At 70.4% G+C, this 24,897-nt stretch carries 22 protein-coding genes; 16 read left to right on the forward strand and 6 right to left on the reverse strand.

Features of this window, described 5'->3' with window-relative positions:
- Positions 1 to 22: 22 nt before the first annotated feature.
- From ACTOQ3_RS08080 to ACTOQ3_RS08090, 3 genes are all read right to left on the reverse strand, one after another.
- The gene (locus ACTOQ3_RS08080) at positions 23 to 2,110 is read right to left on the reverse strand and encodes a multicopper oxidase family protein (RefSeq protein ID WP_440082762.1); all 2,088 of its coding nucleotides are present in this window, start codon (positions 2,108 to 2,110) and stop codon (positions 23 to 25) included.
- A 157-nt stretch (positions 2,111 to 2,267) separates the two neighbouring features.
- Entirely contained in the window at positions 2,268 to 2,930 is a 663-nt protein-coding gene (locus ACTOQ3_RS08085) for a response regulator (RefSeq protein ID WP_440082763.1), read from the reverse strand.
- Positions 2,927 to 4,114 (reverse strand): sensor histidine kinase, encoded by a 1,188-nt coding sequence (locus ACTOQ3_RS08090; protein WP_440082764.1) that lies wholly within the window; start codon positions 4,112 to 4,114, stop codon positions 2,927 to 2,929. The genes ACTOQ3_RS08085 and ACTOQ3_RS08090 overlap by 4 nt, the downstream gene beginning before the upstream one ends.
- A 435-nt stretch (positions 4,115 to 4,549) precedes the next feature.
- Between ACTOQ3_RS08090 and ACTOQ3_RS08095 the strand changes: the two genes are divergently transcribed.
- From ACTOQ3_RS08095 to ACTOQ3_RS08145, 11 genes are all read left to right on the forward strand, one after another.
- Positions 4,550 to 5,002: an NUDIX hydrolase gene (locus tag ACTOQ3_RS08095; protein ID WP_440082765.1), complete on the forward strand. Its 453-nt coding sequence runs from the start codon at positions 4,550 to 4,552 to the stop codon at positions 5,000 to 5,002.
- 978 nt (positions 5,003 to 5,980) lie between these two features.
- Entirely contained in the window at positions 5,981 to 6,994 is a 1,014-nt protein-coding gene (locus tag ACTOQ3_RS08100) for a hypothetical protein (RefSeq protein ID WP_440082766.1), read from the forward strand.
- A 178-nt stretch (positions 6,995 to 7,172) separates the two neighbouring features.
- Positions 7,173 to 9,107: a glycosyltransferase family 2 protein gene (locus tag ACTOQ3_RS08105; RefSeq protein WP_440082767.1), complete on the forward strand. Its 1,935-nt coding sequence runs from the start codon at positions 7,173 to 7,175 to the stop codon at positions 9,105 to 9,107.
- Between the two features lie 69 nt (positions 9,108 to 9,176).
- Positions 9,177 to 10,244, forward strand: a complete 1,068-nt coding sequence (locus tag ACTOQ3_RS08110; protein WP_440082768.1) for an energy-coupling factor ABC transporter permease — start codon at positions 9,177 to 9,179, stop codon at positions 10,242 to 10,244.
- A complete protein-coding gene (cbiQ, locus tag ACTOQ3_RS08115; RefSeq protein ID WP_440082769.1) occupies positions 10,244 to 11,008 on the forward strand; it encodes a cobalt ECF transporter T component CbiQ in 765 nt (254 codons plus the stop codon). Before ACTOQ3_RS08110 ends, cbiQ begins: the two co-directional genes overlap by 1 nt.
- 65 nt (positions 11,009 to 11,073) lie before the next feature.
- Positions 11,074 to 11,787 carry an energy-coupling factor ABC transporter ATP-binding protein gene (locus ACTOQ3_RS08120; protein WP_362678311.1) on the forward strand — a complete coding sequence of 238 codons (714 nt, stop codon included), beginning with the start codon at positions 11,074 to 11,076 and terminating at the stop codon, positions 11,785 to 11,787.
- Positions 11,788 to 11,947: 160 nt separating this feature from the next.
- Positions 11,948 to 12,286: an STAS domain-containing protein gene (locus ACTOQ3_RS08125; protein ID WP_344750334.1), complete on the forward strand. Its 339-nt coding sequence runs from the start codon at positions 11,948 to 11,950 to the stop codon at positions 12,284 to 12,286.
- Positions 12,287 to 12,370: 84 nt separating this feature from the next.
- Positions 12,371 to 13,144: an SDR family NAD(P)-dependent oxidoreductase gene (locus ACTOQ3_RS08130; protein WP_440082770.1), complete on the forward strand. Its 774-nt coding sequence runs from the start codon at positions 12,371 to 12,373 to the stop codon at positions 13,142 to 13,144.
- A 10-nt stretch (positions 13,145 to 13,154) separates the two neighbouring features.
- Positions 13,155 to 13,919 carry a crotonase/enoyl-CoA hydratase family protein gene (locus ACTOQ3_RS08135; protein ID WP_440082771.1) on the forward strand — a complete coding sequence of 255 codons (765 nt, stop codon included), beginning with the start codon at positions 13,155 to 13,157 and terminating at the stop codon, positions 13,917 to 13,919.
- A gap of 154 nt (positions 13,920 to 14,073) precedes the next feature.
- Complete coding sequence (locus ACTOQ3_RS08140; RefSeq protein ID WP_440082772.1) at positions 14,074 to 14,721, forward strand: rhomboid family intramembrane serine protease; 648 nt, start codon at positions 14,074 to 14,076, stop codon at positions 14,719 to 14,721.
- A gap of 532 nt (positions 14,722 to 15,253) precedes the next feature.
- Positions 15,254 to 15,661, forward strand: a complete 408-nt coding sequence (locus ACTOQ3_RS08145) for a BlaI/MecI/CopY family transcriptional regulator (RefSeq protein ID WP_440082773.1) — start codon at positions 15,254 to 15,256, stop codon at positions 15,659 to 15,661.
- A 141-nt stretch (positions 15,662 to 15,802) separates the two neighbouring features.
- Here ACTOQ3_RS08145 and serC read toward each other — a convergent pair whose 3' ends face one another.
- Positions 15,803 to 16,912, reverse strand: coding sequence for a phosphoserine transaminase (gene serC / locus ACTOQ3_RS08150; RefSeq protein WP_440082774.1), 1,110 nt, complete (start codon positions 16,910 to 16,912; stop codon positions 15,803 to 15,805).
- A 187-nt stretch (positions 16,913 to 17,099) separates the two neighbouring features.
- A complete protein-coding gene (locus ACTOQ3_RS08155; RefSeq protein WP_440082775.1) occupies positions 17,100 to 18,206 on the reverse strand; it encodes a citrate synthase 2 in 1,107 nt (368 codons plus the stop codon).
- Between the two features lie 196 nt (positions 18,207 to 18,402).
- On the opposite strand from ACTOQ3_RS08155, the gene pdxH reads away from it, so the two are divergent.
- The 5 genes from pdxH to ACTOQ3_RS08180 all read left to right on the forward strand — a co-directional run bounded on the left by pdxH (position 18,403) and on the right by ACTOQ3_RS08180 (position 24,367).
- The gene (pdxH, locus tag ACTOQ3_RS08160; protein ID WP_440070910.1) at positions 18,403 to 19,029 is read left to right on the forward strand and encodes a pyridoxamine 5'-phosphate oxidase; all 627 of its coding nucleotides are present in this window, start codon (positions 18,403 to 18,405) and stop codon (positions 19,027 to 19,029) included.
- A 56-nt stretch (positions 19,030 to 19,085) separates the two neighbouring features.
- Positions 19,086 to 20,333 (forward strand): MFS transporter, encoded by a 1,248-nt coding sequence (locus tag ACTOQ3_RS08165; RefSeq protein ID WP_440082776.1) that lies wholly within the window; start codon positions 19,086 to 19,088, stop codon positions 20,331 to 20,333.
- A gap of 159 nt (positions 20,334 to 20,492) precedes the next feature.
- Complete coding sequence (locus ACTOQ3_RS08170) at positions 20,493 to 21,197, forward strand: metal-dependent transcriptional regulator (protein WP_440082777.1); 705 nt, start codon at positions 20,493 to 20,495, stop codon at positions 21,195 to 21,197.
- A 117-nt stretch (positions 21,198 to 21,314) separates the two neighbouring features.
- Positions 21,315 to 23,540, forward strand: a complete 2,226-nt coding sequence (locus ACTOQ3_RS08175; RefSeq protein WP_440082778.1) for a SpoIIE family protein phosphatase — start codon at positions 21,315 to 21,317, stop codon at positions 23,538 to 23,540.
- A gap of 53 nt (positions 23,541 to 23,593) precedes the next feature.
- Positions 23,594 to 24,367, forward strand: a complete 774-nt coding sequence (locus ACTOQ3_RS08180; protein WP_440082779.1) for an alpha/beta fold hydrolase — start codon at positions 23,594 to 23,596, stop codon at positions 24,365 to 24,367.
- Between the two features lie 103 nt (positions 24,368 to 24,470).
- On the opposite strand, the gene ACTOQ3_RS08185 is transcribed toward ACTOQ3_RS08180, so the two are convergent.
- Positions 24,471 to 24,632 (reverse strand): hypothetical protein, encoded by a 162-nt coding sequence (locus ACTOQ3_RS08185; RefSeq protein ID WP_436761249.1) that lies wholly within the window; start codon positions 24,630 to 24,632, stop codon positions 24,471 to 24,473.
- Positions 24,633 to 24,897: the final 265 nt, after the last annotated feature.

The following is a 24,897-nucleotide window of genomic DNA, read 5'->3' on the forward strand; positions in this document are numbered from 1 at the left end:
GCGAGTTGGGCCCGCGACCCGATCACTCCGGCTGGTTGGGGGTTCCGTGTCCGATCTCGTAGGGAGTGGAGACCCCCTCATAGGCCAGGTGCGTCACCATGCCGTCGGCCGCGTGGCCGAGGTCGTGACAGTGGTCCATCCAGACGCCGGGATTGTCCGCGCGGAATCCGATCTCGTAGGTTTCGCCAGGCTGGACGGCCAGGGTGTCGATCCACCAGGGGCTCCCGGTGCTCGGGCGGCCGTTCCGGGAAAGCACGAGGGCGTGGTGCCCGTGCAGGTGCATCGGGTGGACCTGGTGACTGCGGTTCACGAACGTCATACGGACGACTTCACCCTGCCGGACCATGTGGACGGGGGTATGAGGAAAGCTGCGCCCGTTGACGGTGGGCAGGAAATGGAGGGTGCCGTCGTGGAAGCCGATCCTGTCGTCGATGATGACCGTGAAATCGCGGTCGAAGCGGGTGAAGGGGACCAGAGCCGGCGTGCCGTACGTCGCGGGGTCGAAGAGCGGCGCGTCAGACGGAATCGAGGGCGCGGTCACCGGGCCGTCCGAGCCGGGGCTCAGGAGCAGTCCGGCCCGAGGGTTGGCGAGGTCGGCCAGGAGAACCGGCCGGTCCGGCATGACGAAGGTCAGGTCGTACCGGCCGCCCTCGGCCACGGAGAGCCGCACCCCGTCGAGTTCGGAGGGGCCGTCGAGGTCGACTCCGTCGATGGCGGCCACCCGGAAGCGCGTGCCCAGCAGTACGAGATTCCTGGACTCGACGTCCGACCAGGCGTTCCTGTCGGTGTTGATCACGCGTAGCCGTACCGGGGTGCCGGGTCTCACCGGCCGGCGGTCGAGCGTGTCCGACGTGCCGAACGCCGCGACCAGCCCGTCGGGACGCTCCCAGTTGTGGGCCATCACGGTGATGTCCTCGCCCGTGGTGCCTTCTGGGGGAAGTACCACGAGCGAGCCGAACAGCCCGCGCCGCACGCCGACGAGGGGACGCTGGTGGGTGTGATACCAGAATGTGCCCACCTGGTCGGCGCGGAACCGGTAGACGTGGCTCTCACCCGGCTGCACGGCGTCCTGGGTCACGCCCGCGACGCCGTCCTCGGCGTTGGGCACGTCCAGGCCGTGCCAGTGGATGGTGACCCCCTCGCGGGGAAGCCTGTTGACGAGCGTCACCTGGACGAGGTCGCCCTCGCGTACGGTCAGCGCGGGCCCGGGTGCCCGGCCATCGTAGGTCCAGGCGTCGAGCACGGCGCCGGAGCCGAGCCGGATGCTCGTCTCCCGGGCCGTCAGGGTGAACGCTCGGTCGGGGGTGCCCGTGCGCGGGCCGGTGAGGTCGGTGGCGTTGACGGCCTTGACGGCCTTGACGGCCGGGGTGCCCGATGCCCGGCTCCCGTGGTGGGAACCGCCGGGACCTCCTCCGTGGTCCACGTCGCCGTGGCCCATCATGGACATCCGGTCGGGCAGGAGGCTTGTCCGCATCTCGTAGGCGCCCGCGCCGGTGATGGCCGTCGCCACCAGGGCGGTGACGGCCACGGCCCGCCTGGTCCCGGCCCGGCGGGGACGGGGGTTTCGCCCCCGGGACGCCGCCGCTGCCACGAGGAGGACGCCCGCGTAGATCGCCATGTCCGCGCCGTACGGCGGGAGCGGACGGGAGAGGTACTCCATGAAGGCGCCGAGCAGGGCTGCCGCCGCGGTCGTCCGCACGGAGACCCGGACGGAAACCGGGAAGGGCGCCGGCGGTGCTCCCGCCGTCCCCGGTGTCCTCTCCGTCCTTGCTGCCTCCGCCGTCTCCGCCGTTCCGTTCGTCGTTTGACGTCGACCGGCGATCCGCCGCAGTGCTGGGACGGCCAGCGCGAACATCGCCACCATCGGGACGGCGAGCAGGGGGAGTGCCACCAGTACCCGGTCGGCGACGAAGACCCAGCCGTTCGACCACAGCAGGCCGGTGCCGATCCCCCGGGCCACCACGACAACCGTCCCCGCGCCGATCAGCGCGAGTAGGAGCCGGGTCCGGCGGCGCGTTGAGAGACCTCCCGAGAGGAGGCCCGCGGCGCCCCAGACGATGAGGAGCAGGATCACCAAAATGCTGTCGACATTCACCGCGAACTCGTACATGGGCGCCGACGCTAGGTTCCCGGCGGGGGCGCCCGCATCCGCCCGATGCCGACACCGGCTACGCGGATCACCGTATGGACGGCCGGGTGGGAGCCGTACGGTGCCGGGTGTGTCCTGGCTGTGTGGCGCGCCGTGGTTGTCGGGCGTATTTGGATTGTCAGGCGTGTCCGGGGCGGACCAGGCCGGTTTCGTAGGCGATCACTACGAGTTGGGCCCGGTCGCGCGCGCCGAGTTTCACCATCGTCCGGTGAGCGTGGGTGCGTGCGGTCGCCGGGCTCATGGACAGGCGCTCACCGATCTGCTCGTTGCTCAGCCCGGCCGCCACGAGCGCCATGACCTCGCGCTCCCTGCCCGTGAGCCTGCCGAGCGCGCCCGTGTCCCGAGGGGCCGGCTCTTGGGCGAGGAACCGGGCGATCAACCGGCGGGTCGCGGCTGGGGACAGTAGCGCCTCTCCCTGGGCGACCACGCGCACCGCCTGCCGGAGGTCGGCGGGTTCGACATCCTTGGTGAGAAAGCCGCTCGCGCCCGCGCGAAGGCCGTCCATGACGTACTCGTCGAGATCGAAAGTCGTGAGCACGATCACGCGAACCGCGGACAGCGTGTCGTCCCCGGCGATCCGCCTGGTGGCCTCCAGCCCGTCCATGATCGGCATCCTGATGTCCATGAGCACCACGTCGGGGCGCAGCTCGCGTACGAGCCGGACCACGTCCTCCCCCGTCGTGGCCTCCGCGACGACCCTGATGTCGTCGCCGTTCTCCAGGAGGCCGCGCAGGCCCACCCGGACCATCGTCTGGTCGTCGGCGATCAGTACCCGGATCACGCGGGTTCTCCGATCGGCAACCTGACGAGGACGGAGAATCCGCCACCGGGAAGGGGCGCCGCCGTGAGCGTTCCGCCGAGGGACGAGGCGCGCTCTCCCATCCCGCTGAGCCCGTATCCCGAGGTCCCCCGGGCTTCCGGGCGTTCGTCTCTCCGGTCGCGCCCCTCGCGGGGACGTCCGTCGTCGACGACCTCGACCTCGAGCGCGTCCGGCTCGTAGGCCAGGGTGATCTGCACCGTGCCGGCGTTCGCGTGCCGGATCGTGTTCGTCACCGATTCCTGCACGACGCGGAACGCGGCGAGGTCCACCGCGGGAGGCAGCCGCCGTGCCTCACCTTTCACGATGACCGTCGCCTCCAGACCGGCGCTCCGCGCCCGTTCGGTCAGCTCGCCGACCTGGCCCAGGCCCGGAGCCGGTACGCGCGGCGGGGTCTCGCCGTCGTCCGCCCTGAGGAGTCCCAGGGCCGACCTGAGCTCGATCGTGGCCTCTCTGGCGGCCGTGCGGATGGCGCGCAGAGCCGTCCGCGCGTCGGCCGGCCGATCGTCGAGCATCTCGTCGGCCAGCGCCGCCTGGATGGTCATCCCGGTGATCGTGTGGCTCAGCACGTCATGTATATCCCCGGCGATCCGCAGCCGCTCCTCCGCCGCCCGCCGGGCCGCCTCGCGCTCCCGCCCGGCCTCCACCAGGGCCAGCCGCTCCCCGGCCTTCGCGAGCCGTACCCTCCGGCTGCGCATGGTCTCACCCAGCAGGACGACGGCGAGGAGCAGCCCTGCCTGGGCCGTCATGTCCGTGAGCACAGGCAGGATCGGTTCGCCGAGATGCAGGGGGCGGATCGTCAGCCCCAGCACGACGAAGAGCGCGGCGACACCGAGCGACCACACCAGCAGTCCTCCCGACGCCGCGGTGTAGAGCGCGAGAGCCAGGGGAACGGCCGGGGTGATTCCTGGATATTCCAGCCCGTAGTACAGCAGGAGGCACGCGGCCGTGAGGAGGAGCACTCCCAGCGGCGACCGTCTGCGGAACAGGAGAACCCCTCCGATGACCGCGGCGAGACCGTAGGCGATCGCGTCGGGAGGCCGTGATCCGAGCACGGGCTCGGTCGCCACGCTCATCGCGATGCCCACCAGGATCCCGACGAGCATCGCCAGGCCGGTGTCGGCGGCGGCGCGCATCCATCGGCTCATGGCCACACCCTAAACGCGCCTTGAAACGTGACGGGCGGGTCGGCGGGATAGCGGTTGTCTGCCCAGCACCAACACGGAGTTCGTAGATCGTGGTCCGACATCCACACGTCCACGACTCCGGTTGCGCCCGCCCCAAAGCCCCGTTCGGCTTCCGCCACTCCGGATTCACATGATCATGTTGAGCCAGAAGCGCATGCGGGCTGATTCCGGGGCACTCGTCAGACAGGGTCAGCACGATGAGCCCCCGCCCTCGCGACGGGCAGTGGATGAGTTTTTGAAGATCGCCAAGGATCAGCCGTCCCCGGCAGACCGCCGATCAGGCTACGCCGCCGGCTGACGTACATCCACCCCTTGCCGCCGCGTGGGATGCATGGTTGCTCCGTCATGCCATGCGACCTCTTGAGAATAGCGATCAGCAGCCCCGGAGGACATCCGATGGATCACCACCACCCGCAGCACTCCGTCAGCGTGGCAGGCGTGATCATCGACGACCAAGGCCGCGCACTTCTCATCCAGCGCAGAGACAACGACCACTGGGAAGCACCCGGCGGCGTCCTGGAGCGAGACGAGGACATCACCACGGGTCTGCTTCGGGAGATCCGCGAAGAGACCGGTCTGACGGTCGAACCCGTCACCCTGACCGGCGTCTACAAGAACATGACGCGTGGCATCGTCGCCCTGGTCTTCCGTTGCAAGGTCATCAGTGGCCGGCTCACCGAGACCGACGAAGCCCGCGCGTTCCGCTGGGTCACCGCGGACGAGGTCCGGGAACTCGCATCCGAAGCATTCGCCATCCGCGTCCTCGACGCCGTGCACCACGACCAGGCGCCGGCCGTCCGCCACCACGACGGCACTCGTCTGCCCGGGTCGTCAAAGCTTCACGGGTGACTTGCCGAATTGTTCGTATGGGCTATCAAGCGGCGGCGCGCCGCCGTACCCGGCCCTCAGCTGCCCGCCCGCCGGCCGGGCGTTCGGCGTGGGCGCGCGGTCGTGCTGTAAGCCGTACCGCGCGCGAAAACGTTCCTGCCTATTGCTGAGGTTGGTCAGAGGATGCCGCTTCGTCGGTAGGAGGAGCCGTCAGCGACTCTCTGTCCCACCGAGCCAACGCCTCCATGACCGCAGGGACATCGGCTGTCCTGGCCTTCTTGAGTGCTTTTGAACCAAGAATCAGACGAACTATCTGACCAGGTACGACTCTCAAAGACCAAGCGATAATCCCCACCAGCACTGCAGGAGGACCAGCAAGGACATGCCCAAGTAATTCGGGCACCATTGCGCCTTCTTCCAGTCCTTCGGCCGAAGGCGTCCATCCCTGAGATCAAAAAACTCGGGCCACGCTGCAGGCCCAGCGCACCGGGATGCACGTACCCCTTACGGTCGGGGACCCACGTCGTTGACGTAGTACGTGATGGCAAGGTCACCATCACGTCAGCAGAGAAGTAAGCGTTGGGATCACTTTAACTGTCTGAAGCCTCCGGCGGGGGCACTCCGACTCCGGGATGATCGCCGAAGCGCGTACGCAGGGCCGCATGTGGCTGAGGTGGAAGCCTGATCACCCGCCCGCCATCGACCCGGGACAAGCCGAGCAGACCCGGGCCACGGGGCCAAGGTCGTTCCTCCGGTTGGGGGATCCACCTTGTCCCCGTGGCCCTGGCCCGCTTCCCCTTCGGACGGGTCGACGGCAGACGGGTCGAGAAAAAGATCTTGAGGGATCTTTGGGCGAGGGGTGCCCGGAGTCCTGCCGGTGCTCGTGGGTGCGGTGACGGCGAGTGCGGTGGCGGGCCGGGCGTCCGGTGGAGTGTCCGGCCGGGGCGTGGCCGCCCGGGCGGGCCCCGGCGGCGTTCCACGACGGTAGGGGGATGTGCGGTGGCCGGAAGGCTTCGGCGCGGGATCGTCGCGTTTCTCGTGGTGGGCGGCATGGCGTCGGTGACGGGATGCGGAGCCTCCGGCGCGTCCGGCCCGGCCCCGGATCCGGACTTCTCCCTGACGGTGAGTCCGGCACGCCTGGTCGTCGGTCCGGAGGAGATCGACGCACCCCGGTCGTTCCAGGTGGTCAACAGGGGTCGGTCGCCGGTCGACATGGTCGTCGACAAGGCGGGTTTCACGGTGGGCGAGGCCGGTGAGATGCTCTTCGAGCACGACGCCCCCCACTCCGCCGCCGGCTGGCTCAGGGTCACGCCGGCGGGCTTCCGTCTCGCTCCCGGCGCGGAGCGGCGCGTCACCGTGCGGATCGACCCCCCGCCCGGGCCCGAGCACGGCGGGTACCAGGTGGCCCTGCTCTTCGCCGTCCCCGCCGGAGCCGGCGGGGGCGACATCAAGCTCGACCGGGTGATCGGGACGCCGATCTACCTCACGGTTCCGGGGCCGATCGACACCTCCGTGAACGTCGGCGACCTCACCACCTCCGGTGGCTTCACGACGGGCGGCCCCATCGACTTCACCGCCACCGTCGACAACGTCGGGACCGTTCACCGCGACTTCCTCGCCCCGCGGAGCCTGGAGGTGGGGGTGAACGGCTACGACGTGCCGTTCCCCGACTTCACGCTGCCCCGCGGGGTCGGCAGAAGCGTCACCGCCAGGTGGGCGAATCCGCCGTTCATGTGCGTCTGCCGCGCGACGGTGTCGGTTTCCGGCAGCGGCGGGACCTCCCGGCGGAGCGTCACGCTGGTCATCTTCCCGCTCCATTTCCTCGGGGCGCTGATCGCGGTCGCGGCGGCCCTGTACGCCCTCGCCTGGCTGTCGCGCCGCCGGCACCGGGCGCGCCTCGGGGCGGCTCGGGGGCCGCGCGGTCGTGACGACCCCGCTCGCGACGACCTCGGCGTCGACGGTCGGGGCGGCGGCCGTGGGGCCCCCGCCCGGGTCGGTGACGAGGTCCAGTGAGGTCCAGCGAGATCCGCGGTACGCCGCAAGGCGTACGAAATGGTCGTTTCGCTCCCTGTGCGGTCTCCCGTGCCGGCAGATCGGGGAGGCAACCCTGTGGATTCGCCCCGTACGGACGACCCTTCGTCACATACTGAGACGCTAGATAAGCGGAAAGTGACCGACGAGGGGCGCGGCGGTGACAGTAACGATCCTCCAGCGAGTCCGCACGGAGCGGGGCGGCTGCGACAGCACGAGCGTGGAGCGGGGCGGCCACGAGATCACGAGCGAGGAGGCGATCCGGTCCGACGTCGACGTCACCGTGATCGTCCCCCTCCACAACTGCGGGCCCTATCTCGACAGGTGCCTGACCTCGCTGCTGATCCAGCGTGTCGCCCTGGAGGTGGTGGTCGTCGACGACGGTTCCACCGACGGTGGTGCCGCGCTGCTCGACCTGTACGCCTCCTGCCACCGCGGGGTGATCCGCGTCGTCAGGCAGGAGGCGTCCGGCGGCGCGGGGCGCCCGCGCAACGTCGGGCTCTCCCACGCGCGCGGCAGATACGTCTTCTTCTGCGACGCGGACGACTATCTCGGCCCCCAGGCGCTGGAGCGGATGCTCGCGATGGCCGACCGCAACGGCTCGGACATCGTGCTCGGCAAGATCGTCGGGCATGACCGCAAGGTGCCGATCTCGATGTTCAAGGAGAACGCCGAGCGGGTGCCCCTCGGCGACAGCGCGGTCTACAACAGTCTGAGCTGCTTCAAGCTGTTCCGCAGGGAGATGCTGGAGCGGCACGCCATCCGTTTCGACGAGACGCTCCTGGTGGGGGAGGACGTCGTCTTCACCACCCACGCCTACTGTCACGCGAACGTGATCTCGGTGGTCGCCGACTACGACTGCTACCACCTGGTCGCCCGGCCGGACGGCACCAGCATCATGCAGCGGCAGGGGAGCCGCGACCCGGTCTCCTGGCTGCGGATGATCAGGCGGCCGATCGAGCTGATGCTCGCCCACGTACGCCCCGGGGATCTTCGTGACCACCTCCTGCGGCGTCACTTCCGGATGGACGCCTTCGGCAACCTCGGCAGGCCCTTTCTGGAGGCCGGGGAGGTCGAGCGCAAGAAGATCGCCGCCGAGGTGGCCGACATGTGCGAGCGGTGGCTGACCGACGGGGTCCGCGAGCGGCTCCCCGCGATCGACCGGAGCCGGATCGCCGCGCTGCAGGACATCGACCGCCTGGTGCGGCTGGCGCACATCGAGTCGGCCTCGGTCCGCAGGGAGCTCACCGCGCTTCGCTGGGAGCGTGAACGGGAGGGGCGGCTGGCCATCTCGGGCAAGGTGGCGCTGAGCACGCTGGAGCGCCACGACCGCCCGGAGATCACCGGCGGGGACCTCGCCCTGGTGCTGCGGCGCCGGCACGTGGACCCCGGCCCGTCCGACGAGGTCGTGGTCCCGGTGGCCGGCGACTGCGCGGGGTTCACCGGGATCGTCGACGTCACCACCCTGTCCTCCGGCATCTGGGACGTCCACGTGAGCGTCGCGTTCGAGGGCGTTCCCCGGCTCGCGCGCCTGGGCGCCGACGGGGAGGGGCTGATCGCGCCGCCCGCGCCGCGCGTGGTCGGCGACGTCGTCGCCCTTCCGTACTTCACCCACCCGTACGGCAACCTCAGCCTCGACATCGGCGGGCACGTGGTCGCGGTGCCGGGCGGCGCCAGGCTGGTGCGCGCCCGCTGGGCGGCCGGGCACCGGCTGGTGCTCGACGGCGAGGTCAGCGTGGGCGCGGCGGCCCCGGCGGCCGACGCGGTGCGCTCCCTGGTCTGGCGGGAGCGCGAGTCGAGCCGGGAGCGGCGCGAGCCGGTCACGGTCGGCGCGGGCGGCACGTTCACGGCCTCCCCGGCGATGGGGCGGCTGGGGCCAGGCACCTGGGACGCCTACCTGGAGCTCGACCTGGGCGGGCCGCCCGCGCGCTTCAGGATCGAGGCGGTGCCGGAGGTGATCGAGCAGCCGCGCACGTGGTGGCGCGGCGCGATCCGGTGGAGTGTCAGGCCCTACGCCACGGCGGGGAAGGGCCGGCTCAGCACGGTGGTCCGCACTCTCGGCCCCAGAACTTTCATCAGACGTATCGTTCGTTAATGCCACATTCTTGCAACTACAAGCCAATGGCCTAAAGTTAGGTGCAAATCCGCACCTCGGAGGCTTGTTGTGCACGTACCCGATGGCTTTTTCAACGCCGCCGTCTCGGTGTCGGCGGGAGTGGTGGCCGCCGCGGGCGTCGCCGTCTGCCTGCGCGGCGCCCGCCGTGAGCTCGACGACCGCACCGCTCCGATGGCCGGACTGGTCGCCGCCTTCGTCTTCGCGGTCCAGATGCTCAACTTCCCGGTCGCCGCGGGCACCAGCGGTCACCTCCTCGGCGGCGCGCTCGCCGCGATACTCGTCGGCCCGTACACGGCGGTGTTGTGCGTGGCCGTGGTCCTCCTGGTGCAGGCGTTCTTCTTCGCCGACGGCGGGCTGACCGCGCTGGGCGTCAACATCACGCTGATGGGTCTCGTCGCCGTGCTGGTCGGGTGGGGCGTCTTCCGCCTGATCACCCGGAGCGTGCGGAACAGGGGTGCCGTGGCGGCGACCGCGTTCGTCGCGGCGCTGGTCTCGGTGCCGGCCTCGGCGCTGGCGTTCACCCTGCTGTTCTGGGCCGGCGGCACCGCGCCGATCGAGATCGGCACGGTCGCCGCCGCCATGGGCGGCGTGCACCTGCTCATCGGCGTGGGGGAGGGCCTGATCACCGCGGTCACCGTCAGTACCGTGCTGGCGATCCGGCCCGACCTGGTGTACGGCGCCCGCGAGCTCGTCGCGCCGCTGGTCCTGCGCGGTGCGGACGGCGACGTGACCGTCACCCCCGGGAGCCCCGCCACCTCGGGGTCTTCCGCGTCTTCGGCGCCGGTCGCCGCCCGCCGTCCCGGCTGGTTCCTGCCCGCCGGAGTCGCGGTGGCGGCGCTGCTGGCGGGCGTCGTCAGCTTCTACGCCTCCTCCTCGCCCGACGGCCTGGAGCGGGTCGCCGAGGACAAGGGCTTCATCGGCCAGGCGGACGACCACGCGCTGGGCGAGCAGCCGCTCGCCGACTACGGCGACGTGGGCGGCATCCCGGTGGGCGTGGCCGGGCTGATCGGCGTCGGGGTGACCCTGGCCGTCGGCGGCGGGGTGTTCTACGCCGTGCGCCGCCGCGAGGACGGCGGCACCGGCAGGGACGGCAGTCATGAGAAGGTCTCCGTCTGATGGGAGCGGGGCACCATCACCAGCTGCACCGGCCGGGCGACACGCTCGTGCACCGGTTGCCGCCCCAGTGCAAGCTGGTGGCGGTGGCCGGGTTCGCCCTGGTGGTGGTCGCCACCCCGCGCGAGTGGTTCTGGGCCTTCGGGCTGTACGCCGTGCTCCTGGCCGCCGTGACGGCCCTCGCGCGCGTCCCGGCGGGGTTCGTGCTGCGGCGGATGGCGGTCGAGATCCCGTTCGTGGTGTTCGCGCTGGCCATCCCGTTCATCGGGTTCGGCGAGAGGGCGACCTTCATGGGCCTCTCGCTCAGCGTGGCGGGCCTGTGGGCCGCCTGGAACATCCTGGCCAAGGCGACCCTGGGCGTGGTCGCGAGCGTGCTGCTCGCGGCCACCACCGAGCCGCGGCTGATCCTGCTGGGCGCCCAGCGCCTGAGGCTGCCGCCGCTGCTGGTGCAGATCGCCATGTTCATGCTCCGCTACATGGACGTGATCCTGGACGAGATGCGCCGGATGCGGGTGGCGAGGGAGTCGCGCGGGTTCGCGGCCAGGGACGTGCGGCACATCCCGGTGATCGCCAGGTCGGCGGGGGCGCTGTTCATCCGCTCGTACGAGCGGGGCGAGCGGGTGCACCTGGCGATGCTCAGCCGGGGCTACACCGGATCGATGCCGGTCATCCAGGATCTCTCCGCCGTTTCGCGGCAGTGGCTCGTCGCCGGTATGTTGCCGGGTGCGGCACTCGCCGTGCTACTCGGGAGCTGGGGGTTCGCGTGACCGTGCCGTCCTCGCCGCCTGGGCCGTCCTCGACCGCGTCCCCGCCCCCGCCGCCCTCGCTTGAGGTGAGCCGCCTGGCGTACGCGTACCCCGACGGCACGCAGGCGCTGTTCGGCGTGGACCTCCGGGTGGAGCGCGGTGAGCGGGTCGCGCTGCTCGGGCCGAACGGCGCGGGCAAGACCACGCTGGTGATGCACCTCAACGGCATCCTGACCGCCGGGCACGGCACGGTGGCCGTGGCGGGGCTGCCGGTCGGCAAGGGGTCGCTCATGGAGATCCGCAGACGGGTCGGGCTCGTCTTCCAGGACCCCGACGACCAGCTCTTCATGCCGACCGTCCGCGAGGACGTGGCCTTCGGCCCGGCCAACATGGGGGTCGCGGGCGAGGAGCTGGAGCGGCGGGTCAAGAACGCGCTGGAGCGCGTGGGCATGCTGGAGACGATCGACCGGCCGCCGCACCACCTGTCCTTCGGCCAGCGCCGCCGGGTCGCGGTGGCGACCGTGCTGGCCATGGAACCGGAGATCCTGGTCCTCGACGAGCCGTCGTCCAACCTGGATCCGGCCTCCCGGCGCGAGCTCGCCGAGATCCTGCGGGGGCTCGACGTGACCGTCCTGATGGTCACCCACGACCTGCCGTACGCGCTGGAGCTGTGCGAACGCTCGCTCATCCTCTCCGGAGGCGTCATCGCCGCCGACGGGCCGACCCGCGAGATCCTCGCCGACGCGAGCCTCCTCGCCGCGCACCGGCTCGAACTGCCGTACGGTTTCGCCGCTCCCTGACTCCGGGGTCTCCGGCCCCGGTCTCGATCCGGGTGCCGGGTGCGAGATCCCGGACACCGGAGCGAGGTCGGCGTGAACTTGCTGTGAACAGTCGCGCATGACCTCGCGCGGAGTGACGGCGAAGTAAAGTAGGTCTGCCCTTCGGGCGCGAGGAGGACTGATGAAGCTACGGCTGGCTCGCCGCGCCGTCGGGGACGCCGTGGTGGTGGCTGTCGAGGGTGAGCTCGACCTGTTCACCGCTCCCTTCCTGCGAGACGAGGTCCGCGACGCGATCAAGCTGGACGGTGCGCGGCTGGTCCTCGACCTCACCGCCCTGTCCTTCATGGACTCCAGCGGCCTCTCCGTGCTGATCGAGGCGTGGCGGCTGGCCACGAGCGAGGGCGGCGGAGTCTCGCTGGCGGCCCCCCAGGCGCCGGTGGCCCGGATCCTTCGCACGACGGGGCTCGACCGGCGGATCAAGGTCTACCCCGACGTGAGCAGCGCCGTCGGGGAGATCTAGCCGTACCGGCCATGGACATCGGTGGCGGAGAGTTTTAGCCACCCCCAGTAGAACTTCATTCGGTAGGCGCGTTAAAGTCCGCTCATGGACCTGAACGGAGCAGCAGCAATCATCTCGGGCGGTGCCAGCGGCCTCGGCGAGGCCACGGCCCGCGACCTCGCCGCGCACGGCGCCACCGTCGTCGTCGCCGACCTCAACGAGGAGCGCGGCAAGTCACTCGCCGACGAGCTCGGCGGCGTCTTCGTCAAGGCCGACGTGTCGGACGAGGAGCAGGTGCAGGCGGCCGTGGACGCGGCCGTGGCGACCGGCAGGCCGCTGCGCGTCGTGGTGAACAGCGCGGGCATCGGCTGGGCCAGCCGGACCGTCGGCCGTGACGGCTCGCCCCACGATCTGGCCTCGTACCGCAAGGTCATCGAGGTCAACCTGATCGGCACCTTCAACCTCATGCGCATCGGCGCCGCCGCGATCGCGAAGACGGAGCCGGTCGACGAGGACGGCCAGCGCGGCGTGGTGATCAACACCGCCTCGGTGGCGGCGCTGGAGGGGCAGACCGGTCAGGTCGCCTACTCGGCCTCCAAGGGCGGCATCGTCGGCATGACCGTCCCGGCCGCGCGCGACCTCGCCGCCATCGGCGTGCGCGTCAACACCATCTGCCCCGGCATCATCGACACCCCGATCTACGGTTTCTCGGCCAACGCCGAGGAGTTCAAGGCCAAGCTCGTGGCCCCGGTGGTCTTCCCCAAGCGCATGGGACAGGCCGCCGAGTTCGCGCACCTGGTCCGCTCGCTGATCGAGAACGACTACATGAACGCCGAGACGGTCCGTTTCGACGGCGGCATCCGCTTCCAGCCCAAGTAGGAGTCACCCGGTGTCTGACGAGGTTCTGGTCGAAGTCGACGGCGGCGTGGCCGTCATCACGATCAACCGCCCCAAGGCCAGGAACGCCGTCAACGGCGCGGTGGCCCGGGGCGTCGCCGGTGCGCTGGACGAGCTGGAGGAGCGCAAGGACGTGGCGGCCTACGTCCTCACCGGCGCCGGCGGCACGTTCTGCTCGGGCATGGACCTGAAGGGGTTCCTGACCGGGGACTTCCCGGTCGTGGAGGGGAGGGGGTTCGGCGGCGTCGCCGAGGCGCCGCCGAAGAAGCCGCTCATCGCCGCCGTCGAGGGCTACGCCCTGGCCGGAGGCTGCGAGCTGGCGCTGGCCTGCGACATCATCATCGCCTCCGAGGACGCCAAGTTCGGGCTTCCCGAGCCCAAGCGGGGGCTGGTCGCGGGGGCGGGCGGCGTGATGCGGCTGCCGCGGCGCATCCCGTACCACGTCGCGATGGAGATCGCCCTGACCGGCGACCACTTCCCCGCCTCCCGGCTGTACGAGCTCGGCCTGGTCAACCACGTCACGCCCGCGGGCGAGGCGCTGGCCACGGCCGTCGAGCTCGCGAAGCGGATCGCCGCCAACGCCCCGCTGGCGCTCGCCGCGACCAAGCGCGTGATCGTCGAGTCGGCGGACTGGAGCCGCGACGAGATGTTCACGAAACAAGGGGAGATCATCAGCCCGGTGTTCAGCTCCAAGGACGCCATGGAGGGGGCGGCGGCCTTCGCCGAGAAGCGCGCTCCCCGGTGGAAGGGCGAGTAACCCCTACGGGAGCGGCGAGAATTCAGCGGGCCGGGCGCGATCCACGGGATCGCGCCCGGCGCGTTCACGGCCAGGAGTGCGTACGGTAAAGGTGTGGACGGGTGCGGCGGGGGCACTTGACATCCACGCCACCGCTCCAAGGCCAGGAGAGTGCATGAACGACCACCCGACCGGGATGTCCCCCACCGGCCGATCCTCCGGCGATCTTCTGAAGCGCAGGGCGGGAAATCTGGCCGCGGGCGCGCTGGGCGCCGCGATCATCAATGTCCTCGTGGTCGGTGCCATGTGGGTGATCGAGGTCGCCGACTACGTCCTGCCGGGAGAGTTCGACGGTTACGGCATCCGGGCCTGGGATCCCGAGGGTCTGGGCGGCATCTTCCTCGCCCCCTTCCTGCACGCCGGATTCGGCCACCTGATGGCCAACTCGCTGCCCCTGCTCATTCTCGGCTTCCTCGCCGCGCTGCGCGGGATCGGCCGGTTCCTGGCCGCCAGCCTGATCATCGTCTTGGTCAGCGGTCTGGGCGTCTGGTTCACCAGCTCGCCGTTGGCCATCACGGTCGGTGCCAGCGGTCTGGTCTTCGGTTACTTCGGATTCGTCGTCGCCCGTGGCCTGTTCGACCGTCGCGCCCTCGACATCGTGATCGGTGTCGGTGTGGCGATCGCCTACTACTCGATCATCTGGGGCGTGCTTCCCGGCGAGTCGGGCATCTCCTGGCAGGGCCACCTGTTCGGGCTGGTCGGTGGCGTCATCGCGGCCTGGGTGGTACGCCGCAGGCGCCGGGCCGTCGCCCCCGCCTACTGAGGCGCTTGCCCGCCGGCCGCCTTCCCGGTGTGAGCCTTTCCCGCCCCCGCGAGTTCCGGGCGGGACTCTTTCCGCCCCCGCGCGCCCGTCGCCATCCGAAATCGGGGGCTTCATCCTGGAAGGGCTCTGTACGGGGCTGTAGGCGCTATGTGGCGCTTCGTGGAACCGCTGGAATCTCCCGGAGTCGAAGTCGGCCGGATACGTCTCCACGGGCGAATGAGGCCGCTCCGGAGCGCCGTCCACCGGCGGGGCCGACACGGTACGGGCGAAGGGCCCGGCGTCCCAGCGGCCGAACCCGGCGTCGGCGTGTTTCGGCCGGACGCCTTTTCCGGGTGGTTTCTTCCATGACCGCTGGATGGTTTCTTCCATGACCAAGCGACAGAAAATCCTGCTGAAATTCATCAGCTATGGCCGCATCGGTTGATTTAAGTGACAATGTGACAAAATTTCATGTGTGAACCTGCCTGGCCGCGTGCCCGTACATGTTCCAGGGCCATCACAGCCGGGCGCGACCCTCGAAAGGTGGCCGCGGGTGAACCTGGGATCCCTGGAACGCGCGATCATGGACGTGCTGTGGGGCTGTAAGCAGCCACTGCTGGTTCGCCAGGTACAGGACATGCTGAATCAGGACGCCGAACGGAGCCTGGCCTACACCACGGTGCAGACCGTCGCCGAGCGCCTCGTCAGGAAGGGCCTGCTGGAGCGGGCACCCGTGCGCAACGCCTTCCGCTACACCGCCAGCCGCTCCCGGGACGAACACGTGGCCGGGCTGATGCTCGCGGCCCTGGCCGGGAGTCCCGACCGGGCTCCGGTGCTCTCGCGGTTCGCGGAGGGGGTGGATCCGGACGACGCCCTGCGCCTGCTGCACGAGCTGGCGCGGCGCGCGGGGGAGCAGGCGCACGCCCCGGGGCCGGGCGGGACCCCGAGCACGCTGCCCTAGCCGTACCGACCACGGAGGCCGGGCACACCTGGCCTCCCGCCCGGGGAGCCGAAAGTCCGGCTTCCGGGACGGGAGCGGAGGCCGTGGCCGTCACCGCCGGACGGGCGGAACGGATTCCGGCTCCCGGGCGGGAGCCGGGGACTACAGGCGCTCGACGACGTAGTCGACGCAGGTGGTCAGGGCCTCGACGTCGTCGGGGTCGATCGAGGGGAACATCGCGACGCGCAGCTGGTTGCGGCCGAGCTTGCGGTAGGGCTCGGTGTCGACGATGCCGTTGGCCCGCAGGACCTTGGCGATCGCGGAGGCGTCGACGCCGTCGGAGAAGTCGATCGTGCCGACCACGTTGGAGCGGAACTCCGGACCCGCGAACGGGGTGGTGTAGGAGGTCTTCTCCGCCCAGGTGTAGAGGCGCTGGGCCGAGTCGGCCGTGCGGGCGGTCGTCCAGGCCAGGCCGCCGTTGCCGTTCATCCACTCGATCTGCTCGGCGAGCAGGAAGAGCGTGGCGACCGACGGGGTGTTGTACGTCTGGTCCTTGGAGGAGTTGTCGATCGCCACCGGAAGGCTGAAGAACTCGGGGACGTAGCGGCCGCCGGCGGCGATCTCGTCGACCCTGGTCAGCGCGGCCGGGGACATCAGGGCGATCCAGAGGCCGCCGTCGGAGGCGAAGCTCTTCTGCGGCGCGAAGTAGTAGACGTCGAACTCGCTCGCCTCGACGGGCAGGCCGCCCGCCCCCGAGGTGGCGTCGACCAGCACGAGCGAGCCCTCCTCGCCCACGCGCCTGATCGGCATCGCGACGCCGGTCGAGGTCTCGTTGTGGGTGAGCGCGTAGACGTCGACGCCCTCCTCCAGCCGGGCCTCGGGGTGGCTGCCGACCTCCGACTTGATCACGGTCGGGTCGCCCAGCCACGGGGCCTTGGCCGCCACGGAGGCGAACTTGGAGGAGAACTCACCGAAGTGCAGGTGCTGGGACCGCTCGCGGATCAGCCCGAAGGCGGCGATGTCCCAGAACGCGGTGGTGCCGCCGTTGCCCAGGACGACCTCGTACCCCTCCGGGAGGGAGAACAGCTCGGAGAGCCCCGCGCGAACGCGCCCGACCAGCGACTTGACCGGCTTCTGGCGGTGAGAGGTGCCCAGGACACTGGATCCGGAGGCCGCGAGAGCCGACAGCTGCTCGGGGCGCACCTTCGAGGGCCCGCAGCCGAAACGGCCGTCGGCGGGCTTGATGTCAGAGGGAATCACGATGTCAGCCACCTGACCAGCCTACTGAGCCCGAGGATCGGACCAGGACGGGGTCCGGATTCTGAGACGAGCCGTGGCGGGGTTTTGGGCAGGGCTGGGTGATCACGGGGCCGGGCGGGACGGTCCGGGGGTGTGGAGGGCCGGAACCGGCGACGGCTGCCGCGCGAGACGCCGCGCGACAGCCGTACAGGAGGGGGAATCAGAAGGGGTGGACGACCTCGCTGCCTCCGGGGACGTCCTGGACCGAGCGCTGGGACGGACCCACGTAGTCGGCGCTGGGGCGGACAAGCCTGCCCGTGCGCTTCTGCTCCAGGATGTGGGCGGCCCAGCCCGCGGTGCGGGCGCAGGTGAACATGGAGGTGAACATGGACGAGGGAACCTTGGCGAAGTCCAGGATGACCGCGGCCCAGTACTCGACGTTGGTGGCGAGCACCCGGTCGGGCTTGCGGGCGTGCAGTTCCTCCAGCGCGGCCTTCTCCAGCGCCGCGGCGACCTCGTAACGCGGTGCGTCGAGCTCCTTGGCGGTGCGGCGGAGCACGCGTGCCCGGGGGTCCTCGGCACGGTAGACGCGGTGACCGAAGCCCATCAGGCGCTGGCCCTTGTCGAGCTCCGACTGGACGTACTTCTTGGCGTCGCCGACCTGCTCGACGCCCTCGATCATGTGCAGCACGCGCGCGGGCGCACCGCCGTGGAGCGGCCCGGACATGGCGCCGACCGCACCGCTCAGCGCCGCGGCGACGTCGGCTCCGGTGGAGGCGATGACCCTGGCGGTGAAGGTGGAGGCGTTCATGCCGTGCTCGGCGGCGGACGTCCAGTAGGCGTCGATGGCCTTGACGTGCTTGGGATCGGGATCGCCCTGCCAGCGGATCATGAACCGCTCGACGATGCTCTCACCCTTGTCGACCTCGCTCTGGGGGACCATCGGCTTCCCCAGGCCGCGCGAGGACTGCGCGACGAAACTCAGTGCGTTCACACTGGCCTGGGCCAGGTCGGCGCGGGCCTGCTCGTCGTCGATGTCGAGCAGCGGCCTGAAGCCGTACGCGGGGGCCAGCATGGCCAGCGCGCTCTGCACGTCGACGCGGATGTCACCGGAATGGACGGGGACGGGGAAGGGCTCGGCCGGGGACAGACCCGGCTGGAACTCGTTGTCGACAAGCAGGCCCCACACGTGTCCGAAAGAGACGCGGCCGACCAGCTCTTCAATGTCGACGCCCCGGTAACGAAGGGCGCCCCCTTCTTTGTCCGGTTCCGCGATCTCCGTCTCGAAAGCTACAACGCCTTCGAGCCCGGGTTTGAAGTCGGACATTCTCGGCTGCCTCCCTTTCTTGAAGTCAAAGCCTTGATGTCGAGATACCGGCGGGTCATATTCAACCCCCTGGGCCGAGGCGGTGTGCCGCCGGACCCGCCGGAACGCGATCGCCCCAGGTGGGGGGCGCCGCGCGGGCTTCCTGTTCGGCACGGGAGAATACCTTCCCGTGGATGCCACATCGCGACCGCCTTCGATGGCGGGCCTTCGACGCACGTACCAGGGGCTGCCCCTGATCGAGGCAGACCTCGCCCCCGACCCCTTCTCGCAGTTCGCCCTCTGGTTCGGCGAGGCCGTGGACGCCGGGCTTCCCGAGCCGAACGCGACCGTGCTGGCGACCGCCTCGGCGGGTGGACGGCCGACGGCCAGGACCGTGCTGCTCAAGGGCTACGACGAGAACGGGTTCGTCTTCTACACCAACTACGAGTCGCGCAAGGGCCGGGACCTGGCGGAGAACCCGCGGGCCGCCCTGCTGTTCCCCTGGCACTCCATCCGCCGCCAGGTGCGGGTGGAGGGCGCGGTGGTGCGGCTGCCGCGCGAGGAGTCGGCCGCCTACTTCAGGTCCCGGCCCTACGGGTCGCGGATCGGCGCGTGGGCGTCGCGGCAGTCGGCGGTCGTGCACTCCAGGGACGAGCTGGACGCCCGCTACGAGGAGCTGGCGGAGCGCTGGCCCGAGGATCCGCCGATCCCCGATTTCTGGGGCGGGCTGCGCGTGGTGCCGTCCGAGGTGGAGTTCTGGCAGGGCCGCACCGACCGCATGCATGACCGCCTCCGTTACCGGCGCTCCGGCGCCACCTGGATCGTCGAACGCCTGGCCCCTTGAGACTCTGCCCGCTCTTTACTGATATATCCATGTATGTCAGGTAGAGAGGTAACGGGGTGGGTTTCGGGGACTTCGTCCGCAGACACGCGGCTGATACGCGCCCGCTCGCCATACCCGCCTACCGGCGGCTCTGGGCAGGTCAGGGCGTGTCGTTCATCGGATTCCAGCTCACCTCGGTGGCCGTCAGCGCCCAGATCTACGACATCACGAAGTCGTCCTTCTGGGTCGGCATGCTCGGCCCCGCCAATCTGATCCCCCTGGTCGTCTTCGGGCTGTGGGGAGGCGCGATCGCCGACGCGGTGGACCGGCGCAGGCTCCTCATGATCGGCGCGCTGATCGCATGGTCGGGGACGCTCGCGCTCCTGGTCCAGGCCGCCCTGGGCTCGACCGGCGTCGGCCTGCTGCTGGCCACCGTGGCCGTACACGCCACCGGGTTCGCCATCACCGGGCCGACCAGGGGCGCGATCATCCCCAGGCTGGTCCCCGCCGACCTGATCCCCGCGGCCAACACCCTCAACTTCCTGGTGGGCGGCCTCGGCACCGTCATCGGGCCCCTGGTCGGCGGGGTCGTGCTCGCCCAGAGCGGCTTCGCCATCGCCTACCTGATCGACGCGCTGCTGTTCGGCGCCGGTTTCTACGCCGCGGTGCGGCTGCCGAGGCTCGAACCGGTCGGCGAGGTGACCCGCCCGGGACTGCGGTCGGTGGTGGACGGCCTGCGCTACGTATCCGGGCACCCGGTCGTGCTGATGTCGTTCGTCGTCGACCTGATCGCCATGGCGTTCGCGCTGCCCAGGGCGCTGTTCCCGGAGATCGTGGACGAGCGGTTCGGCGGTTCCCCGATCGCGTTCGGCTGGCTTTCGGCCAGCATCGCCATCGGCTCGGTGCTCGGCGGCCTGCTGTCGGGCTGGGTGGGCCGGGTCCGGCGCCAGGGACTGGCGCTCACGTACGTGATCGCCGCGTGGGGGCTCACCGTCGCCGCGGCCGGGCTCGCCGAGCAGCTGTGGCTGATGGTCGCCCTGCTGGCGTTCGGCGGGGCCGCCGACCTGATCTCCGCGGTGTGGCGGCAGACGATCCTGCAGACCCACGCGCCCGACGACATGCGCGGGAGGATGCAGGGGGTCTTCATGGTGGTCGTCGCGGGAGGCCCCAGGCTGGGGGATCTGCGGGCCGGGGGCACCGCCTCGTGGTTCGGCGCCACGTGGGCCTGGGTGGGCGGCGGGATCGCCTGCGCGGTGGCCGTGGTCGCGGTGGGACTGGCCGTTCCGGCCTTCAGAAAATATCGCCCGCTCACGCGTAGCGTTTGAGCAGCTAGGGAAGGATTTGGCGCCCTCCGGCGTTGCCGTCCTTTGTCATCGTGGGCTGTTCTCCCAATAGGGTCGTCTTCTCAAACTTCCGAGGTCCCGCGCCGCCCTCCCGGGAACACCGCGCGATGGACGTAGCATCGAGAGAGGACGGGAGGAACCTTGACCGCACACGGCCTGATCGACACAACGGAGATGTACCTTCGTACGATCTTCGAGCTGGAGGAGGAGGGCATCGTCCCCCTGCGCGCGCGCATCGCCGAGCGCCTCCAGCAGAGCGGACCCACCGTCAGCCAGACGGTCGCCCGGATGGAGCGTGACGGCCTGGTCCGTGTCGAGGGCGACCGCCACCTGACCATGACCGACCTGGGGCGCACGCTCGCGACCCGCGTCATGCGCAAGCACCGCCTCGCCGAGTGCCTGCTCACCCAGGTCATCGGCCTGCCCTGGGAAGAGGTGCACATCGAGGCGTGCCGCTGGGAGCACGTCATGTCCGAATCCGTGGAGGCCAGGCTCGTCAGCCTGCTCAACAATCCCACCGAGGATCCGCACGGCAATCCGATACCCGGCCTCGAGGAACTCGGCGTTCCCGGCGTTCCCGGCGGGAGGCCGGAGTCGCTGCCGTCGATGGCGGCGATGGCCGGACCCAGAGATATACCCGTTGTCGTGCGGCGAATTAGCGAACAAGTGCAAAGCGATCCGGCTGTGATGCTTAAACTCAAGCAAGTTGGGATACAACCCGGACGCGAGGTGACGCTCGCGGCGAGCGACGACGGTGTGCGGGTGACAGGTGACGACGAGGCGGACAATTTTCTTGCGGATCTCCCGCGAGAGATTGCCGCGCACGTTTTCGTCTCCACACGCTGACCGAGGCCCCTTAGCTCGGTTGGATCCCGTTCGGGAGTCCCTCCGCTCCCAGGCCGAGACTGCAGGAGCAACCGTGGTTCGCTTTGCACACACCCGCCCACGACGGGCGGTCACCGGATGAAGCGGTGGGGGGATGTTTCCCAGGACGCCGCTGATCACCTTACGGCCGGCTCCGTCCTGGATCACGCTGAGATGGCGGTGGTCGTCACCGACAGGTTCAGCAACCTTCTCTACTGGAACCCGTTCGCGGAAAGGCTGTTCGGGCGCCCCGGCACATCAGGGCCCCGTGACCAGTCCCTCTCCCTGGGCATCATGGAGAAGGATCACCCGCTCGCCGTCGAGCTCTCCAAGCACGTCCTCAAGGGCGGCGTCTGGGAGGGCACGTTCGACGTCAGGCGCGGGGACGGCACGATCATCTACGTACGGGCACAGGCCGTGCCGCTGCGGCACCCCTCGGGAGCGGTGACGGGCATCGTCATCACCGCCCGCGAGGCGATGCGCAGCAACGAGCGGGAGAAGGACCGCTTCGGCCTGCTGGAGCGGATCGGCGAGCGCCTCGCCGGATCGCTCTACGTCGAGGAGACGCTCAAGCGCGTCGCCGAGATGCTCGTCCCGCAGTTCGCCGACCACTGCTTCATCGAGCTGATGGAGGAGGGACGGCTGACCCGCAGGGTCTCCACCCACGTCCAGGGCTGGAGCCCGCCGCCCAACACCTGGGCGCCGCTCGGGGCGGAGATCCGCTACCCGGTGGGGCACTACGCCGAGATCGCGCTGCGCCGCCAGGAGACGATCCTCGTCGAGGACTTCTCCCAGACCAACTACCCCAGCCCGGGCGAGGCCAACACCCGCCTGGCCGCCGAGATCGGCATGACCTCGGCCATCGTGGCGCCGCTGTGCGTGCGCGGCGAGACCCTCGGGCTGATGTACCTGGGGCTGTCCAACCTGACAGACCGGCGCAGCCCGCACTACGACGCCTTCGACCGCGACTTCGTGGGGGCCATCGCCACCCGGGTCGCGCTCGCCGTCGACAACGCCCTGCTGTTCGAGGAGGAGCGGCACACCGCGGAGTCCTTCCAGAAGCACCTGCTGCCCCGCGCGCTGCCGCAGCTCGACGGGCTGGACATCGCGGTCCGCTACTACCCGGCCGCCCCCCTGGCCAGCCACGGGCAGGGCATCCAGACCCAGGTCGGCGGTGACTGGTACGACGTCATCCCGCTGTCGGCGGGCCGGGTCGGCATCGTCATCGGCGACGTCGAGGGCAGGGGAGCCAAGGCCGCGGCGGTCATGGGGCAGCTGCGGGCGGCCCTGCGGGCCTTCGCCCAGGACGACAAGCCGCCCGCGGAGATCCTCGCCAGGCTCGACGAGTGGACACGCATCATCGCCACCCCCGAGCAGGACGAGAGCGGCACCGACATCAGCGTCCCGCCCATCGTCACCTGCCAGTACCTGGTGTACGACGCCTGGTCGCGGCAGTTGTCGTTCGCCAACGCCGGTCACGCGCCTCCGCTGCTGCTCATCGGCGACACCTGTACCGAGCTCGACATCCACGAGGTCGGCCAGCCTCTGGGGGTGCGGGCCAAGGGCATGCACGCCGACCTGGTCTACAAGGAGGAGACGCGGACGCTGCCCCCCGGGGCCGCGTTGCTCCTCTACACCGACGGGCTCGTCGACCGTCGCCCCATCCGCGACGCCGACGGCAGGCCGCCCAACGTCGAGGAGACGCTGGCGCAGCTCTGCGGCAAGCTCATCGAGATCAGTGACGCCTCCGTCGAGCGCCTCGCCGACGCCGCCACCGTCGCGGTGCCCGGCGAGATCGACGACGACATGGCCATCCTCGTGCTCAGGTCCGCCTCCGAGGACCTCGCCGTCGAGGAGCGCACCTTTCCCGCCCAGCCGATCATGGTCGGGGAGGCGCGCCGGATGGCGTCGGAGGCGTTCGTCGGCTGGAACGTCCCCGAGGAGCGCGCCGAGCTCGCCTGCCTGCTGGTCTCCGAGGTCGTCACCAACGTCGTGCTGCACGCCGCCAGCGCCAGCATCCCGCGCAGGGAGCTGACGATGGACGGCCCTCCGCTGCCGTTCGACGAGTCCTGGGACGTCCCCGGCTTCGAAGACGAGATCGTCAACGAGAAGGAGTTCACGCTCAGGCTCCGCCGGGGCAGGGAGTCCGTCTGGGTCGAGGTCTTCGACCAGGATCTCCGGCTGCCGCGCATCCGCAGCGCGGGGGAGAACGACGAGGGCGGACGCGGTCTCTACCTCGTCGACCAGCTCGCCAAGCGCTGGGGTTCCCGCCCCACCAAGGAGGGCAAGGCAGTCTGGTTCGAGATCCCCACCAGGTCACGCTGAACCAGACGCGGCAGAGCTGGAACACCTCCCCGATCGGTGGTTGACTCGGGGGTATGGAGCTGGCGTTCGAACGGCGAGGGACGGGTTCCCCGCTGGTCCTGCTGCACGGGATCGGGCATCACTGGCAGGCATGGCTGCCAGTGCTCGACAGGATCGCCGCCGAGCGGGACGTGATCGCCGTCGACTTCCCGGGGTTCGGCGTCTCGCCGCCGCTGCCGCCCGGCACGCCGTACACGGCAGAAAGCCTGGCCGACGCGATCGAGTCCTTCTTCGCGGTGCTCGGCCTGCGCGACCCTCACGTGGCGGGCAGCTCCCTGGGCGGTTACGTCGCCCTCGAACTGGCCTCGCGCGGGGTGGTCCGCTCGGCCACCGCGCTCTCTCCCGCCGGATTCTGGAACCGCAGCGAGCTCGCGTACACGCGGGCCGTCCTCCGTGCCATCAGGGTCTCCGCTCGCCGTCTTCCCCCCGGACGGGCCGCAGCCCTCGCGGAAGATCCGCTGGGCCGCATCCTCTGCGCCGGCGTCCTGGTCGCCCATCCGGTGAGGCTCACGCCCGAGGCGCTGCTCGCCGCCCTCCAGTCGCTCGGGGACTCCTCCGGTTTCGACGAGACCCTCGCCTCGTTCGCGGGGCTGATGCCTCCCGCGCCGCCGAAGGCGCCGGTCACGATCGCCTGGGGCGAGCACGACCGGCTGCTCCCGCGCCGGCAGGCCATCCGGGCGGCCAGGTGGTCGGGGCAGCGGGTGAAGCTGCTCAAGGGCTGCGGGCATCTGCCGATGACCGACGACCCGGAGCTGGTCACGAGCGTGCTGCTGGAGGCGTCCCGGTAGGGGCGTCGTACGGTCCCGGGGACGGGCATCCGGGGGTGGCCGGCTCGGAGTGGCCGGCTCGGCGGTGCTTCGTCTTCAGGACGTCCGGGCCCGGCGGAAGGAGTCAGCGGATGGTCTGTCCCCAGATGGCGAGCATCGCGATGACGAACGCGACCATGACGCCGAGGTAGGCGACCGGGCCGAACCGGAGGGCGCGGCGCACTCGGTTCAGGCCCCAGGCGAACAGGAACGCCAGGAAGATCAGCAGAATCAGCCCGCTGTCCATCGTCACCACCTCGGGGGAGTCTCCGCTGACCAGTATGCGTCGGCGGAGCCGCCTGTGCGGCCGGTAACCGCAATCCCCAACCCATGGGATCGTTACCTTTCGTGAACAGAACATCGAAGGTAACGCGTGCCCTGCTGGTGGCAGTTCTGGGCGCAGGCCTCTCCGCATGTTCGGGCGGGAGTGCCGCGCCCGGGGCGTCCGGCACGCCGGCCGTCGCCACCGTTACGGTGACCGCCACCCCGTCCGTCACCCTCTCCCCGTCTTC

Source organism: Streptosporangium sp. LJ11, from assembly GCF_051918945.1.
GTDB lineage: Bacteria > Actinomycetota > Actinomycetes > Streptosporangiales > Streptosporangiaceae > Streptosporangium.

What these genes read in the sequence shown, in the direction of transcription:
- ACTOQ3_RS08080 (WP_440082762.1), bottom strand. Translation starts at nt 2,110, where the DNA reads ATGTACGAGTTCGCGGTGAATGTCGACAGCATTTTGGTGATCCTGCTC.
- ACTOQ3_RS08090 (WP_440082764.1), bottom strand. Translation starts at nt 4,114, where the DNA reads ATGAGCCGATGGATGCGCGCCGCCGCCGACACCGGCCTGGCGATGCTC.
- ACTOQ3_RS08095 (WP_440082765.1), top strand. Translation starts at nt 4,550, where the DNA reads ATGGATCACCACCACCCGCAGCACTCCGTCAGCGTGGCAGGCGTGATC.
- cbiQ (WP_440082769.1), top strand. Translation starts at nt 10,244, where the DNA reads ATGGGAGCGGGGCACCATCACCAGCTGCACCGGCCGGGCGACACGCTC.
- ACTOQ3_RS08125 (WP_344750334.1), top strand. Translation starts at nt 11,948, where the DNA reads ATGAAGCTACGGCTGGCTCGCCGCGCCGTCGGGGACGCCGTGGTGGTG.
- ACTOQ3_RS08130 (WP_440082770.1), top strand. Translation starts at nt 12,371, where the DNA reads ATGGACCTGAACGGAGCAGCAGCAATCATCTCGGGCGGTGCCAGCGGC.
- ACTOQ3_RS08140 (WP_440082772.1), top strand. Translation starts at nt 14,074, where the DNA reads ATGAACGACCACCCGACCGGGATGTCCCCCACCGGCCGATCCTCCGGC.
- ACTOQ3_RS08155 (WP_440082775.1), bottom strand. Translation starts at nt 18,206, where the DNA reads ATGTCCGACTTCAAACCCGGGCTCGAAGGCGTTGTAGCTTTCGAGACG.
- pdxH (WP_440070910.1), top strand. Translation starts at nt 18,403, where the DNA reads ATGGCGGGCCTTCGACGCACGTACCAGGGGCTGCCCCTGATCGAGGCA.
- ACTOQ3_RS08175 (WP_440082778.1), top strand. Translation starts at nt 21,315, where the DNA reads ATGAAGCGGTGGGGGGATGTTTCCCAGGACGCCGCTGATCACCTTACG.
- ACTOQ3_RS08180 (WP_440082779.1), top strand. Translation starts at nt 23,594, where the DNA reads ATGGAGCTGGCGTTCGAACGGCGAGGGACGGGTTCCCCGCTGGTCCTG.
- ACTOQ3_RS08185 (WP_436761249.1), bottom strand. Translation starts at nt 24,632, where the DNA reads ATGGACAGCGGGCTGATTCTGCTGATCTTCCTGGCGTTCCTGTTCGCC.